The 13,688-nt window shown below is 74.1% G+C and carries 13 protein-coding genes; 8 read left to right on the top strand and 5 right to left on the bottom strand.

The window, feature by feature from the left end; genetic code table 11:
* The first annotated feature begins 44 nt into the window (after nucleotides 1–44).
* Nucleotides 45–485: a MarR family winged helix-turn-helix transcriptional regulator gene (locus CG736_RS03150; protein ID WP_043911675.1), complete on the top strand. Its 441-nt coding sequence runs from the start codon at nucleotides 45–47 to the stop codon at nucleotides 483–485.
* A gap of 54 nt (nucleotides 486–539) precedes the next feature.
* Entirely contained in the window at nucleotides 540–1,454 is a 915-nt protein-coding gene (locus CG736_RS03145) for a DUF2797 domain-containing protein (RefSeq protein ID WP_157815381.1), read from the top strand.
* Between the two features lie 7 nt (nucleotides 1,455–1,461).
* On the opposite strand, the gene CG736_RS03140 is transcribed toward CG736_RS03145, so the two are convergent.
* A complete protein-coding gene (locus CG736_RS03140) occupies nucleotides 1,462–1,818 on the bottom strand; it encodes a DUF6204 family protein (RefSeq protein ID WP_100584562.1) in 357 nt (118 codons plus the stop codon).
* 32 nt (nucleotides 1,819–1,850) lie between these two features.
* Nucleotides 1,851–4,103 (bottom strand): ATP-binding domain-containing protein, encoded by a 2,253-nt coding sequence (locus CG736_RS03135; protein WP_369879781.1) that lies wholly within the window; start codon nucleotides 4,101–4,103, stop codon nucleotides 1,851–1,853.
* A 118-nt stretch (nucleotides 4,104–4,221) separates the two neighbouring features.
* On the opposite strand from CG736_RS03135, the gene purB reads away from it, so the two are divergent.
* Together purB and CG736_RS03125 are read left to right on the top strand one after the other, a co-directional pair.
* On the top strand, nucleotides 4,222–5,661 hold the full coding sequence (gene purB / locus CG736_RS03130) for an adenylosuccinate lyase (protein WP_100584560.1): 1,440 nt from the start codon (nucleotides 4,222–4,224) through the stop codon (nucleotides 5,659–5,661).
* A 200-nt stretch (nucleotides 5,662–5,861) separates the two neighbouring features.
* Nucleotides 5,862–6,518: an RlpA-like double-psi beta-barrel domain-containing protein gene (locus CG736_RS03125; RefSeq protein WP_157815380.1), complete on the top strand. Its 657-nt coding sequence runs from the start codon at nucleotides 5,862–5,864 to the stop codon at nucleotides 6,516–6,518.
* A 23-nt stretch (nucleotides 6,519–6,541) separates the two neighbouring features.
* Here CG736_RS03125 and CG736_RS03120 read toward each other — a convergent pair whose 3' ends face one another.
* The gene (locus CG736_RS03120; protein ID WP_100584558.1) at nucleotides 6,542–8,035 is read right to left on the bottom strand and encodes an MFS transporter; all 1,494 of its coding nucleotides are present in this window, start codon (nucleotides 8,033–8,035) and stop codon (nucleotides 6,542–6,544) included.
* 92 nt (nucleotides 8,036–8,127) lie between these two features.
* Entirely contained in the window at nucleotides 8,128–9,054 is a 927-nt protein-coding gene (locus tag CG736_RS03115) for a diiron oxygenase (RefSeq protein ID WP_100584557.1), read from the bottom strand.
* Between the two features lie 198 nt (nucleotides 9,055–9,252).
* Between CG736_RS03115 and CG736_RS03110 the strand changes: the two genes are divergently transcribed.
* Nucleotides 9,253–10,257, top strand: coding sequence for a PHP domain-containing protein (locus CG736_RS03110; RefSeq protein WP_100584556.1), 1,005 nt, complete (start codon nucleotides 9,253–9,255; stop codon nucleotides 10,255–10,257).
* Between the two features lie 47 nt (nucleotides 10,258–10,304).
* The gene (locus CG736_RS03105; RefSeq protein WP_198520335.1) at nucleotides 10,305–11,045 is read left to right on the top strand and encodes a VOC family protein; all 741 of its coding nucleotides are present in this window, start codon (nucleotides 10,305–10,307) and stop codon (nucleotides 11,043–11,045) included.
* A 287-nt stretch (nucleotides 11,046–11,332) separates the two neighbouring features.
* On the opposite strand, the gene CG736_RS03100 is transcribed toward CG736_RS03105, so the two are convergent.
* A complete protein-coding gene (locus CG736_RS03100; protein WP_100584555.1) occupies nucleotides 11,333–12,133 on the bottom strand; it encodes a tyrosine-protein phosphatase in 801 nt (266 codons plus the stop codon).
* Nucleotides 12,134–12,424: 291 nt separating this feature from the next.
* Between CG736_RS03100 and CG736_RS03095 the strand changes: the two genes are divergently transcribed.
* Together CG736_RS03095 and CG736_RS03090 are read left to right on the top strand one after the other, a co-directional pair.
* Complete coding sequence (locus CG736_RS03095; RefSeq protein ID WP_100584554.1) at nucleotides 12,425–12,991, top strand: DJ-1/PfpI family protein; 567 nt, start codon at nucleotides 12,425–12,427, stop codon at nucleotides 12,989–12,991.
* A 73-nt stretch (nucleotides 12,992–13,064) separates the two neighbouring features.
* The gene (locus tag CG736_RS03090; RefSeq protein ID WP_100584553.1) at nucleotides 13,065–13,670 is read left to right on the top strand and encodes a TIGR03086 family metal-binding protein; all 606 of its coding nucleotides are present in this window, start codon (nucleotides 13,065–13,067) and stop codon (nucleotides 13,668–13,670) included.
* Nucleotides 13,671–13,688 lie beyond the last annotated feature (18 nt).

Genomic DNA, 13,688 nt, shown 5'->3' with positions numbered 1-13,688 from the left:
CTCAATACTGGAGGCACTGAAACGATGGGCGTACCCTGACCGCCATGGGCAGCACCACAGGCACCGGCACCACCCCCTCCACCACCGAGCTGATGGAGCAGGTCGCGGCCGTCGGCACGGCCTACTTCCAGGACTTCGCCGCCGCCGCGGCCCGCCACGGACTCAACTCCTCGCAGGCCAAAGCACTCAAGGCCGTCCTCGAACCCGTTCCGATGCGCGCCCTCGCCGGACGCCTCGGCTGCGACGCCTCCAACGTCACCGGCATCGTCGACCGCCTCGAAGCACTCGGCTACGCCCACCGCGAAGCCGCCGCCGCCGACCGCCGCGTCAAGATCGTCACCATCACCGACGACGGCCGCACCGTCCTCGACCGGATCCGTGACGACATGACCCGTGCCCGCCAGGCCTTCGACAGCCTCGACGCCGAGCAACGCGCCGCACTGTCCCGGCTCTGCCAACAGGTCCTGCCGCTGCTCCGCCCCTGACCGGCCGTAGCCCCTCGGGTGCCCGCTGTCGGTCCCATGCCCTACGCTCGCCGGATGCACCAGGCGAACGGATGGACCTCGACCGGACTGCGCTGGCTGGACGGCGCACCCCGCCTCACCGCCACCGACGGCCGCACCCGCCACGACCGGCCGCTCACCGACGGACTCCCCGTCGCCTGGCGGATCGCCGGCCCGCGCCGCTGCACCGGCGCCTCCACCGCCCGCGGCCACCGCCCCTGCCCGCACCACGCCGCCATCGAACCCGACGGCACCACCACCCAGTGCCCCACCTGCCAGAGCGCCGACCGCGGCCTGCAACTCGCCCGCGACCGGATCCTCGACGACGGCCGCAGCTACCGCCTCTACCTCGCCTGGTTCGGCCCCGGCCTGCTCAAGGTCGGCCTCACCGCCGAAGAACGCGGCACCGTCCGCCTGCTCGAACAGGCCGCCCTCACCTGGACGTTCGTCGCCCACGGCCCGCTGCCCGCCGTCCGCCGCGCCGAACTCGCCCTCGCCCACGCCAAACTGGCCCGCGAACGGATCCCCGCCGCCGCCAAGTACCCCGCCTGGTGGACGCTCCCCACCGCCGCCGACCGGCACGCCGAACTCACCGCCGGCCGCACCCGCGCCCTGCACCTGCTCGCCCGGCAGCCGCCCGCGGGGCACCCGCTCACCCTGCTGCCCGACCACCCCGTCACCGACCAGGTCGAGCTGTACGGCCTCACCGCCGGCGCCCCCGACCAGTACCAGCAGGTCAAGGCCCTCAGCGACGGCGCCCGCCTGACCGGCCGACTGCGCCGACCGATCGGCGGCCACCTCTTCCTCGACCCGCCGGCCGGGCCCCCGCTGCTCCTCGACACCCGCCTGCTCACCGGCTGGACCCTGCACGCCGAACCCGCGGACACCTGCGACGGCCTCACCCTGCTGCCCCGGGCCCGCCCCGCCGCCGAACAGGACACCCTGTTCTGACCGGCCGTCAGGACTTCCGCCGGGCCTCCTGCTTGCCCCGCGCGCCCACCGCCGCCAGCGACATGTCCTGCGCCTGCGACTTCAGGTTCTTGTAGCCGTACCCGCGGTCCGTCAGCCACAGCTCCGCCGCCGTCTCCGCCCGTACCGACGCCGCCACGACGTCCTCCTCCGCCTCGCCGTACTCCAGGAACCGGAAGGTGAAGAACGGGCGCGCCGACAGGTCGTACGTCAGATGCCCCTCGTCGGTGAACTGCGCCTTCAGCACGTCGTGCTCGGCCGCGGCGGCCGTCAGTTCGGCGTGCTGCTTGGGGGTGAGGGCGTCGAAGGCGCCGCGCACCATGATGCGGAACGTACGAGTCGTCATGGCGGGACCCTAACCCGTCCCGCGCGTCCGGATCACCCCATTTTCGCCGACCCTGCCCGTTCGACAGCGGCCCGTTCGACAGCGGCCCGTTCGACAGCGGCCCGCTCGAACGCCGCTCGCTCGAACGCCGCCCGCAGCGGCTCCGGCAGCGGGCCGTGGTGGGCGACGGTCAGTCGGCGGGTGGCCCGGGTCAGCGCCACGTACAGGTCGTGGCCGCCGCGCGGGGACTGCGCCAGGATCGCCGCCGGATCGGCCACCACCACCGCGTCGAACTCGAGTCCCTTGCTCTGCGCGGTAGTCAGCGCCCCCAGGTGCGCCAATTCCGCCAACCGGCCGTCCGGCACCACCAGGCCCGTGGTGCCCGGCCCGTCCGGCGCCAGCAGCGCGGGCAGCTGCGCCGCGTAGTCCCCGACCGCCACCGCCCGCGGCGCCTCGCCCTCGGCCCGTACCGACTCGGGCGCTCGCGCCGCCGGATCGACGGCCGCCAGCAGCGCCGCCGCCACCGCCATGATCGGCGCCGGGGTGCGGTAGTTGACGGTCAGCCGCTCCTCCCGCCAGCGCGTGCCCAGGTAGCGGCCCAGCATCTCCTGCCAGTCGTGCGCGCCCGCCGCCGACGAGGTCTGCGCCAGATCGCCCACCACCGTCAGCGACCGGGTCGGGATCCGCCGCATCACCATCCGCCAGGCCAGCGCCGACAGCTCCTGCGCCTCGTCGACCACCACATGCCCGAACGTCCACTCCCGGTCCGCCGCCGCCCGCTCGGCCGTCGACCGGTACGGCCCCTCCTCGGCGTGCCGCTCCGCCAGCGTCGCCGCGTCCAACTCGCCGTCCTGGTCCGTCACTTGGAGCACTCCACGGGCGTACTGCTCGGCATCGGCCCGGGCCCGGCCCCGCTCGGCGGCGGCCCGGCGCTGCTCCGCGCCGTCGCTGCCGAGCAGTTCGGCGGCCTCGTCCAGCAGCGGGACGTCCTCCACCGTCCACGGTGCGCCGGGCGCGCGGTGCAGCGCGGCGCGTTCGGCAGGGGTCAGGGACGGGGCGAGGCGCTCCGGGTCGGCGAGCAGCGACGTGAGCAGCCGCTGCGGCGTCAGCAGCGGCCACATCGCGTCCAGAGCGGCCCGCACCTCCGGCTCGGCCCACAGCTCGCCCGGCGCGTACCGGGCCTCCTCCTCGTCCCACGGGCGGCCGATCGCGTCCGCGCGGGCCCGGGCCAGGCCGCGCAGGGCGGTGCGCAGGAACTCGGCGCGGGCCGCGTTGTGCGGCAGCCGCAGGCCCCGGGCGCCGTCCCGGGCGGCGGCCAGCAGCCGGCGGGGGAGCGGCAGGTCGAGCGCGGTGATCAGGCCGTCCCCGGCGGGCAGCCGCTGGTGCAGGCGCACCGCCTCGGCGAGCACCTCGGCCATCTTCGGCGAACCCTTCAGGAAAGCGGTTTCCGGTCGGTCCGCGTCAACCGCGTGCACGCCCGGGAACAGCTCGCCGAGGGTGCGCAGCAGCACCTCGGTCTCGCCGAGCGAGGGCAGCACCTGCTCGATGTAGCGCAGGAACGCCGGGTTGGGGCCGATCACCAGCACGCCGCGCCGCTCCAGCACCTCCCGGTGGGTGTACAGCAGGTACGCGGCCCGGTGCAGCGCGGCCACCGTCTTGCCGGTGCCGGGGCCGCCGTGCACCACCACCGCGCCGTGCAGCCCGGAGCGGATCACCCGGTCCTGCTCGGCCTGGATGGTCGCCACCACCTCGCGCATCCGCCCCGTCCGGGCCCGGCGCAGCTCGGCCAGCAGCGCGGCCTCGCCGACCAGGGTGCGGCGGCCGTCGGCGTCCAGCGCGTCCAGGTCGAACGCCTCGTCGTCCAGGCCGACCACCTGCCGGCCCCGGGTCCGCAGGTGGCGGCGGCGGAGCAGACCGGCCGGGTCGGCGGCGCTCGCGGTGTAGAACGGGCGGGCGGCCGGGGCCCGCCAGTCCAGCAGCACCGGTTCGAACTCCTCGTCCAGCAGGCCGATCCGGCCGAGGTGGTGGACGGCGCCGTCGCAGCCGTCGATCCGGCCGAAGCACAGGCCGCGTTCGACGGCGGTCAGCCGGGCCAACCGGCGGGTGCGCTCGGCGAGCACCACCTCCTGCTCCAGCCGGGCCTGCCGGGTGCCGCCGGGCCGCGCGCTCTCGGCGCCAGCCTGTTCCAGCGCGGCGCGGGCCTGTTCGCGGGTGGCGTCCAGTCGGGCGTACAGCTCCGTCAACCGGCGCTGCTCGGTGCGGAGTTCGGCTGCCAGGACGACGTCGCTTGCCATCTCTTCGGTCAACGTGATATCCTTGCCCTGAGGAAGTTATGCGGTGGTATGTGAGTCAGTGTTCAACCGGCCATGCTACCCCTCCTCATGGCGGAGGCGCTGCGTTCCCTCCTGACCTCGACTGTTAGGCTTGCGAAGCGTGAGCGCGAAGCCCAAGATCCCCAATGTCCTGGCCTCCCGGTACGCCTCGGCGACCCTGGCCCAGCTGTGGTCCCCCGAGCACAAGGTGGTGCTGGAGCGCCACCTGTGGCTGGCCGTCCTGAAGGCCCAGCAGGACCTCGGCATCGAGGTGCCGCCCACCGCGATCGCCGACTACGAGCGCGTCGTCGACCAGGTCGACCTGGCGTCCATCGCCGCCCGTGAGAAGGTCACCCGGCACGACGTGAAGGCCCGCATCGAGGAGTTCTCCGAACTCGCCGGGCACGAGCAGATCCACAAGGGCATGACCTCGCGCGACCTCACCGAGAACGTCGAGCAGCTGCAGATCCGCCAGTCCCTGGAGCACGTCCGCGACCGCACGGTGGCCGTCCTGGTCCGCCTCGGCCGGCTCTCCGCCCAGTACGGCGAGCTCGTGATGGCCGGCCGCTCGCACAACGTCGCCGCCCAGGCCACCACCCTCGGCAAGCGTTTCGCGACCGCCGCCGACGAGGTCCTGGCCGCCTTCGCCCGCCTGGAAGAGCTGATCGCCCGCTACCCGCTGCGCGGCGTCAAGGGCCCGGTCGGCACCTCCCAGGACATGCTCGACCTCCTCGGCGGCGACGCCCAGAAGCTCGCCGAGCTGGAGCGCCGGGTGGCGGGCCACCTCGGCTTCGACAACGTCCTCACCTCGGTCGGCCAGGTCTACCCGCGCTCGCTGGACTACGACGTGGTCTCCACCCTGGTCCAGCTCTCCGCCGGCCCGTCCAGCATCGCCAAGACCATCCGCCTGATGGCCGGCCACGAGCTGGTCACCGAGGGCTTCAAGGCCGGCCAGGTCGGCTCCTCGGCCATGCCGCACAAGATGAACACCCGCTCCTGCGAGCGCGTCAACGGCCTCGCCGTCATCCTGCGCGGCTACGCCTCGATGACCGCCGAGCTGGGCGGCGACCAGTGGAACGAGGGCGACGTCTCCTGCTCCGTGGTCCGCCGGGTCGCGCTGCCGGACGCGTTCTTCGCCTTCGACGGCCTGCTGGAGACCTTCCTCACCGTCCTCGACGAGTTCGGCGCCTTCCCCGCCGTCATCGAGGCCGAGCTCGACCGCTACCTCCCGTTCCTGGCCACCACCAAGGTCCTGATGGCGGCCGTCCGGGCCGGCGTCGGCCGGGAGACGGCGCACGAGGTCATCAAGGAGCACGCCGTGGCCGCCGCGCTGGCCATGCGCGAGGGCGCCCGCGAGAACACCCTGGTCCCGGCGCTCGCCGCCGACACCCGGATCCCGCTCGACCGCGAAGCGATCGACGCCCTGCTCGCCGACCGCCTCTCCTTCACCGGCGCCGCCGCCGCCCAGGTCGGCGAAATCGTCCGCCGCATCGAGGCCGTCGCCGCCACCCACCCCGAGGCCGCCAAGTACGTCCCGGGCGACATCCTCTGACGCTGACGCCCCGTCGCCGTCGCGAAGCCCCGGAAGGCCCTGCACCCGCAGGAGCCCTCCGGGGCTTCGCGCATGCACCGGGCGGAACGGCCGCACTGCTGAGCAGGCCCGCATGCCGGACGTGAGTCGGGCGTGAGCGGACGCTGCGAGCCTGGTGCGCGCGACGCCGGTCGGCGTCGGCAGGCGATGAAGGGGAGTTCATGAAGGCAGCACGGATGGCGACGACCGGCGCGGCAGCGCTGGTGCTCGCCGGCGGCATCACGCTGGCGACGGCCGGGCCCGGCGCGGCGTACACGGGGCGGGCGACCTACTACGACGTGGGTCTCGGCGCCTGCGGCGTGCGGTCCTCGTCGGGCGACATGGTGGTGGCGCTGAACTCCGCCGAGTTCGGCAGCGGATACCCGGGGCCACACTGCTTCCAGAAGATCAGGATCCAGCACGGCACGAGGTCGATCGTCGCGACCATCGTCGACGTGGCGCCCGGCGCCTCCTTCCACGGGCTCGACCTGTCGGCCGGAGCCTTCCGGGCGCTCGGCGGCGACGCCTACGACGGCGTCATCGAGGTCAGCTGGGACTACGTCGGCACCGCGCCGAAGCCGACCACCACCACGAAGGCACCCACGCCGAAGCCGACGTCCACGACGAAGGCACCCACGCCGAAGCCGACCACCACCACGAAGCCGCCCACGCCGAAGCCGACGTCCACCACGAAGGCCCCCACGCCGAAGCCCACTACCACCACGAAGCCGCCCACGCCGAAGCCGACCACCACCACGAAGCCGCCCGCGGTCGGGCCGGTCGACCCCGCATCTGCGGCGACACCGCTGCCGGTGCCGATGGTGACCGTCCTCCAGTAGTCACGCCCTCGCGCGACGAGCCGTCAGGCCTCCTCGTGGTTCGGATGGATCGGCGGGGAGGTCGGCGCGCAGTACCAGTCGCAGTCCGGTTCGGCGACGGGGTGGGGCGGGGCGAGCGAGTCCGCGCGAATGGTCGCGAACGCGATCGCCGCGCCGGCCGCGAGCAGCGAGGCGCAGATCAGCATGGACGTACGGAAAGCGCTGTCCACCTCGGACGGGATCCGGTACGCGTCACCGCTCAAGCCCGCCAGCGGCGGGATCGCCGCCACCGCGAACAGCCCCGCGGCGCGGGCGGCGGCATTGTTCACACCGGACGCGATGCCGGCCCGGCGGACGTCGACCGCGGCGAGGACGGTCGCGGTCAACGGCGCCACCAGCAGCGTCATGCCCGCGCCCTGGACGGTCACCGCGGGCAGCACGTCCAGCCAGTAGTTCGCGTCCGGGCCGATCCGCAGCATCAGCAGCACCCCCGCCGCCACCAGCAACGGCCCGACCGTCAACGGCAGCCGGGGCCCGACCGTGCGGCCGAACTGGCCGGCCCGCCCCGAGAACAGCAGCATCAGCACCGTGATCGGCACCAGCGCCACCCCCGACAGCAGCGGCGTGAACCCGGCGACGATCTGCAACTGCACCGTCAGCAGCAGGAACACCCCGCTGAACGCCGCGTACACGCACAGCGTCACCAGGTTGACCGAGGTGAACAGCCGCGACCGGAACAGCGACAGCGGCAGCATCGGGTTCGGCGACCGGTGCTCGACCAGGATGAACGCGGCCGTCAGCGCCACACCCGCCAGCCCCGCGACGATCGCGCCCGGCGTCAGCCCGGAACCCGCCTCCGTCAACGCGTACGTGATCCCCGCCAGCGCCAGCGCCGCGAGCAGCGCGCCCAGCACGTCGAAGCGGCCCTGCTCGTCCGGATCACGGGTCTCCGGGACATGACGGACCGTCACCGCCACCACGACCGCCGCCAACGGCAGGTTCAGCAGAAAGATCCACCGCCAGCCCGGACCGTCCACCAGCCAACCCCCGAGGAACGGACCGACCGCCGCCGCGACACCGCCCAGACCCGACCAGGCGCCCACCGCACCCGCCCGGTCGTCCTCGTGGAACACCGCCTGCAGCATCGCCAGCGAACCCGGCGTCAACAACGCGCCACCGATGCCCTGCAGCGCCCGCGCCAGGATCAGCACCTCGACGTTCGGCGCCGCCGCGCAGCCCGCCGACGCCAACGCGAACCAGCACACCCCGATCAGGAACACCCGACGGCGGCCGTACCGGTCACCGAGCGAACCGCCCAGCAGGATCAACGCGGCGAGAGTCAGCATGTAGGCGTTGATCGTCCACTGCAACGAGGCGAGATTCGCCCCCAGGTCCTCCCCGATCCGCGGCAACGCGACGTTCACCACCGTGCCGTCCAGCATCGCCATCCCGGACCCCAGCGCGGTCGCCGCGACGACCCACCGCCCACGCGCCGTCCCCAGCCGAATCCCGCCGACCACACCCGCAGCATCACTCACGCAACGAATCCTCCGTCAGAACCCACCCCCGCGCCCAGTCCGCCACGCCCTCCGGGCAGCCGGCGGCGGAGGGGCACGGGCGGGCGACCGGGTCAGGGGAGGAGCGAGGCGCGTTGCCAGCGGCGGGTGGTGGCGGGGGTGATGATGCCGAGGTCGGTGAAGAAGTCGAGGGCCTTGCGGGACCAGTCGATGCGGGCCTGGCGCCAGTGGGGGTTGGCGGCGGCGGCGCGGGCGGCCTCGGTGGGGTCGAGACCGGCGAGGGAGTAGACGCGGGGGTTGACGATCTCCGCGACGGACTGGCGGGCCAGGAGCGCGAGGGCGCGGCGGAAGACGGCGCGGCGGGCGGGGGTCATCCGGGCCCAGCGGCGTTCGAGTTCGGGCTTGGCGTAGCCGATGTGCCGGGCCTCCTCGATGACGTGGATCCGGGCGACCGAGCGGGCCAGCGGCTGCAGGCTCTCGTCGCGGATCATCTCCCGCTGCATCGCGTCCGTGAACTCCTCGACGAATATCGCCCCGGCGAAGGTCATCGTGGTGTCGTTGAGCAGGAAGTGCAGCCGCCCGAGCCGGTCCGCGCGCTTGGTGGGCCGGGCCGACGGGTATCCGGTGGCGGTGATGTAGCGGGCGAACATGGTGGAGTGCCGGCACTCGTCCGCGACCTCGGTCAGTGCGTACTGGGCGTGCCCGGTGGTGAGGTCGTTCGCGTAGACGTGCCGGATCAGGCCCTCCATCAGGACCAGTTCGAACCAGATGCCGGCCGCCGTGGTGGAGGCGAGTTGATGGACGCTCAGCTGCGCGCGCTGCCGTTCGTCGAGGCGTTCCCAGAGCGGAGTGCCGTACAGGGTGACGCGGTGGGCGGGCAGCGCGTAGTGGTCGGGGTCGACGGGGGCGGTCCAGTCGACCTCGGTGAGCGGGTCGTGGGAGTGCTTGGCGGAGGCGCGCAGCAGGCGGGACGCGTTGAGCTCGCGGTCGGCGTTGCGCTGCTGGGCGATCGTCCCGGTGGGGGCGGCGGTGTCGGGCATGGGCGGGCTCCGGAGGGTGGCGGGGGCAGGGGCTCCAGGAGGAGTAAACCAATGAGACAGACTGTCAACAAGGGTTTGGGGCAGATCAGAGGCCCCGCAGCGCCCGCCGCCGCTCCCGTCACGTGCGCCCGTCCGGCCCCACGGCCGTCCGGCGGCAACCCGCATGCGGCCCGGTACCGCCCCGCGCAGACTGGCCGCATGGATCCGGTCACCGCCCTGGAACGCATCGCCTTCCTGCTGGAGCGTGAACTCGCCTCCCCGTACCGGGTCAAGGCGTTCCGCACCGCCGCCGAAGCCGCCACCGGGCTGCCCCCGGGGCCGGTCGACGTCGCCGCCGCGGAACGCCTGCCGGGCGTCGGCCCCGTCACCGCCCGGGTGATCGCCGACGCCACGGCGGGCCGGACCCCGCAGTACCTGCTGGAGGCGGAGGCCCGGGCGGCCGCCGGGCCCGCGCCGTCCACCGCCGCGCTCCGGCTGCGCGAGCAGCTCCGCGGCGACTGCCACCTGCACTCGGACTGGTCCGACGGCGGGGCCCCGATCGAACTGATGGCCCGTACCGCCCGCGACCTCGGCCACTCGTGGGCCGCGCTCACCGACCACTCGCCGCGCCTGACGGTCGCCAACGGCCTGAGCGCCGAGCGGCTGCGCGACCAGCTCGACGTGATGGAGGACCTGAACGGCCGGCTCACCCCGTTCCGGCTGCTGTCCGGCATCGAGTGCGACATCCTCGACGACGGCTCGCTCGACCAGGACGAGGAACTGCTGGGCCGGCTGGACGTGGTGGTCGCCTCGGTGCACTCCAAGCTGCGGATGGACGGCGCCGCGATGACCCGCCGGATGCTGGCCGCCGTCCGCAACCCGCTGGTCGACGTGCTCGGCCACTGCACCGGGCGGCGGCTCGGCGACAAGCCGCGTCCGCAGTCCGAGTTCGACGCGGAGGCGGTGTTCACCGCCTGCCGGGAGCACGACACCGCCGTCGAGATCAACTGCCGCCCGGACCGCCAGGATCCGCCGGACGACCTGCTCGCCCTCGCCGTCGACCTCGGCTGCCTGTTCGCCGTCGACACCGACGCGCACGCCCCCGGCCAGCTCGACTGGCAGATCGCCGGCTGCGAACGGGCCGTCGCGCTGGGCCTGGACGCCGAGCGGATCATCAACGCCTGGTCGGTCGACCACCTGCTGGCCTGGACCGGGGCCCGCTGACCCGTGGTGGTGATCATTCTGTCGGACTGCGGCGCTACGCTGCCCGGATGACAGAGCTTCAGGTGCAGGTCGGGCAAGGCGAGCAGGTCGGGCAGGGCGGACAGGTCGGGCAGGGTGAGCAGGTCGAGGCGGACGTCAGGATCCGGCCGTCGGCGTTCCATGCCGCGCCCGGTACGGCGGACTGGCGGGTCCTGGGCGAAGGGGCGTGCACGTTCTTCCGCACCGGCTCCTTCGCCGACGGCGCCCGGCTGGTGGCCGCGATCGCCACCGCCGTGGACGGCCTCGGCACACCGGACGTGGACCTGCGGCCCGACGGCGTCACTGTCCGACTGATCAAGCCGGGCGAGGAGTTCTACGGCCTGACGGAGCGTCACATCGAGCTGGCCCGGCGGATCTCCGCTGCCGCCCGCGAGTTCGGCGCCACCGCCGACCCGCACGCCGTGCAGACCGTGCAGGTCACCGTGGACGCCCTGGAACGGCCCGCCGTGGTCGCCTTCTGGCGGGCCCTGCTCGGCTACCGGGACCGCGCCGGCAGCCCCGAGGACCTGCTCGACCCGGCGCGCCGCGGCGCGCCGTTCTACTTCCAGCAGATGGACGAGCCCCGGCCCCAGCGCAACCGCGTGCACGTGGACGTGTGGGTCCCGCACGACATCGCCGCGCAGCGGGTCGCCGCCGCCCTCGCCGCCGGCGGCCGCCTGGTCACGGACGCGGACGCCCCCGCCCTCTGGGTCCTGGCCGACCCCGAGGGCAACGAGGCCTGTGTCGGAGCGGCCGGCGCGACCGGCTGACGCCGGGTCGGGTCGGGTGGCTGCCCGAGAGCCGGACGGCCTGCGGAAACCGCTCTCCGGCTCCTGCGGTGGCCACCTGGCGACGGACGAGCCTGCTCTCCGAGACGAGCCTGCCCTCCGACGGACGAGCCTGCTCTCCGGCGGACGAGCCTGCCCTCCGGCGGACGAGCCTGCCCTCCGAGGGGCGTGCGCGTGTCAGGGCCAGCCGGAAAGCGCTTTCCCGTCGCTGTGCGCACGAGTCGCCGAACCAACGGGAAGGCGCTTTCCGGCCGCCCGCCGACGACCCGTCAGGACGCCTGCACCAAGCGGTTGCGGAGGCTGTCCAGGGTCTCGTCCTTGAGGCCGAGCGCGGCGCGGGCGTAGCTCTCCGGGTCGCCCCAGTGGTCGGCGAGGGTGTCGAGGGCGGCGGCCAGGTACTCGGCGCGGACCGAGAGGATCGCGTCGGCGATCTCCGGGTCGCCGCCACCGGAGAGGAAACGTTCCAGCAGCGGCGCGTAGCGGATGTGCACCGCCGGGTCCACGGACAGGTACTCGGTGCGGACGGTCTCCTCGTCCGCACCGAGCAGCAGCAGGATCAGGCTGGCGCCCCAGCCGGTGCGGTCCTTGCCGGCGGTGCAGTGGAACAGCACCGGGCCGCCGCCCTGGTGGGCGAGCGCGGTGAGCAGCTGCTTGTAGGCCTGCCGGGCGGCCGTGGAGGTGACGAAGGCGCGGTAGTCCTCGCGGAGGGCGAGGGCCGCGCGGCCGCGGCCGAGGGTGCGGCTGGCGGTGGCGGGGTCGTCGAGTGCGGCGATCAGCGCGGCGGTGACGCCGTGGCCCGCCCGGTCGGCGAGCACGTCGGCGACCAGCAGGTGGGCCCCGCGGGGCACCCGGTCCGGGTGGGCGGCGCGGTCGGGGCCGCTGCGCAGGTCGATGACGGTGCGCACGCCGAGCGCGTCGAACATCGGGTCGCCGGCCGCGTCGAGCCGGTCCAACTGGCCGGAACGCAACGCCAGTCCGGACCGGACCCGGGCGCCGCCGGGCAGGTCGATGCCGCCGAGATCGCGCAGGTTGGCGACGGTGGCGGAGTCAACGATGTGCGAGTGCTGCATGACGACCTCCCGTGCCGGCGGACTTGTGGTGGCGGCCGGGCCCGGCGGCACCGCGAGCGTCAACCCGAGGCCGGCCCCGTCAGCACGCTAGGCGCGCCCCGGGCGGGTCGCCCCCGGAGTTCCCCCGGCCGGGCGGACACTGCATCGAGCGGCGGAGCGCACGCCCCGGCCGTGCGCCGTGCTGCGCGCGCCCCATTGATTTGACGGCGTGTCAGCGGGCAGGGTGGCAGCGTCGGCCCCGTCGGGGGGTGGGCGACGCGCCAGGCGCGAGGAACGGGACGGGAGCCACGAATGGCAGCAAGGATCCTGATCATCACCGGTGACGCGGCCGAGTCGCTGGAGGTGTTCTACCCCTACCAGCGGCTGCTGGAGGAGGGGTACGAGGTGGACATCGCCGCGCCGACCAAGAAGACCCTGCAGTTCGTGGTGCACGACTTCGTCCCCGGGTTCGACACCTACACCGAGAAGGCCGGCTACACCTGGCCCGCCGACCTGGCGTTCGCGGACGTGGACCCGGCGCAGTACGTGGCGCTGGTGCTGCCCGGCGGTCGGGCGCCCGAGTACCTGCGCAACGACCCCGAGGTGCAGCGGATCGTGTCGCACTTCGTGGCCGACGACAAGCCGCTCGCGCAGATCTGCCACGGCCCGCTGATCACCCTGCGGACCGGTTCGATGGCCGGCCGCCGCACGGCCGCGTACCCGGCGCTGGAGCCGGACGTGGCCGCCGGCGGGGCGGACTTCGTGGACGGGGACGCGGTGGTGGACGGAGCGGTGGTCTCCGCCCGTGCCTGGCCCGACCACCCGGGGTGGATGCGGGCGTTCGTGCAGCTGCTGCGCGAGAAGGCGCCGGTCGAGTAGCCCGCCGTCACTGCGGGGTGTCGCTGCGGGGTGTCGCCTTGCCCGGGCGGCGCGGGCGGGCAAGCGTGGGCTCATGGCGACACACCTCGACGACCAGGACCTGCTCGCGCTGCACGCCGGAGCCCTGGACCACTTCGGCCGGCTGGTCCGCGCCGTCCCCGACGACCGTTGGCAGGCCCGCACGCCGTGCACCGACTGGACGGTCCGCCAACTGGTCGGGCACCTGACCTACGAACAGCTGTGGGTGCCGGACCTGCTCGCCGGTGCGACGGTCGCCGAGGTCGGCGACCGCTACGACGGAGACGTGCTCGGCGACGACCCGGTGGCGGCCTGGACGGCCGCCGCCGACGCCGCCCGGGCCGCGTTCGCCGAGCCGGGCGCGCTGCGGCGGACCGTCCATCTCTCGTACGGGCGGCGGCGGGCGGCCGGGTACTGCCGGGAGATGACGGTGGACGCGGTCGTGCACGGCTGGGACTTGGCCACGGGGATCGGTGCGGACGCCCGGATGGACCCGGCGGCGGCGAGCTTCGCGCTGGCCGAGATCGCCCCGCAGGCCGGTGCGTTGTCGGCCTCGGGCCTGTTCGCGGACGCGGTGCCGGTGCCGGCCGACGCCGATCCGCAGGACCGGCTGCTGGGCCTGGTGGGCCGCGACCCCGCGGACCCGTTCGGCGCGAACTGAGGAGACGTCGGGAGCGGG

Origin of the sequence: Kitasatospora sp. CB02891, assembly GCF_002803145.1 — a bacterium.
Taxonomy (GTDB): domain Bacteria; phylum Actinomycetota; class Actinomycetes; order Streptomycetales; family Streptomycetaceae; genus Kitasatospora; species Kitasatospora griseola.
This window is presented reverse-complemented; position numbering and strand designations above follow the sequence as displayed.

Bases quoted from the DNA above. Each gene is read 5' to 3' on its own strand.
- CG736_RS03105 (WP_198520335.1), top strand. From the start codon at position 10,305: ATGACAGAGCTTCAGGTGCAGGTCGGGCAAGGCGAGCAGGTCGGGCAG.
- CG736_RS03090 (WP_100584553.1), top strand. From the start codon at position 13,065: ATGGCGACACACCTCGACGACCAGGACCTGCTCGCGCTGCACGCCGGA.
- CG736_RS03140 (WP_100584562.1), bottom strand. From the start codon at position 1,818: ATGACGACTCGTACGTTCCGCATCATGGTGCGCGGCGCCTTCGACGCC.
- CG736_RS03095 (WP_100584554.1), top strand. From the start codon at position 12,425: ATGGCAGCAAGGATCCTGATCATCACCGGTGACGCGGCCGAGTCGCTG.
- CG736_RS03100 (WP_100584555.1), bottom strand. From the start codon at position 12,133: ATGCAGCACTCGCACATCGTTGACTCCGCCACCGTCGCCAACCTGCGC.
- CG736_RS03150 (WP_043911675.1), top strand. From the start codon at position 45: ATGGGCAGCACCACAGGCACCGGCACCACCCCCTCCACCACCGAGCTG.
- CG736_RS03110 (WP_100584556.1), top strand. From the start codon at position 9,253: ATGGATCCGGTCACCGCCCTGGAACGCATCGCCTTCCTGCTGGAGCGT.
- CG736_RS03115 (WP_100584557.1), bottom strand. From the start codon at position 9,054: ATGCCCGACACCGCCGCCCCCACCGGGACGATCGCCCAGCAGCGCAAC.
- CG736_RS03125 (WP_157815380.1), top strand. From the start codon at position 5,862: ATGAAGGCAGCACGGATGGCGACGACCGGCGCGGCAGCGCTGGTGCTC.
- CG736_RS03145 (WP_157815381.1), top strand. From the start codon at position 540: ATGCACCAGGCGAACGGATGGACCTCGACCGGACTGCGCTGGCTGGAC.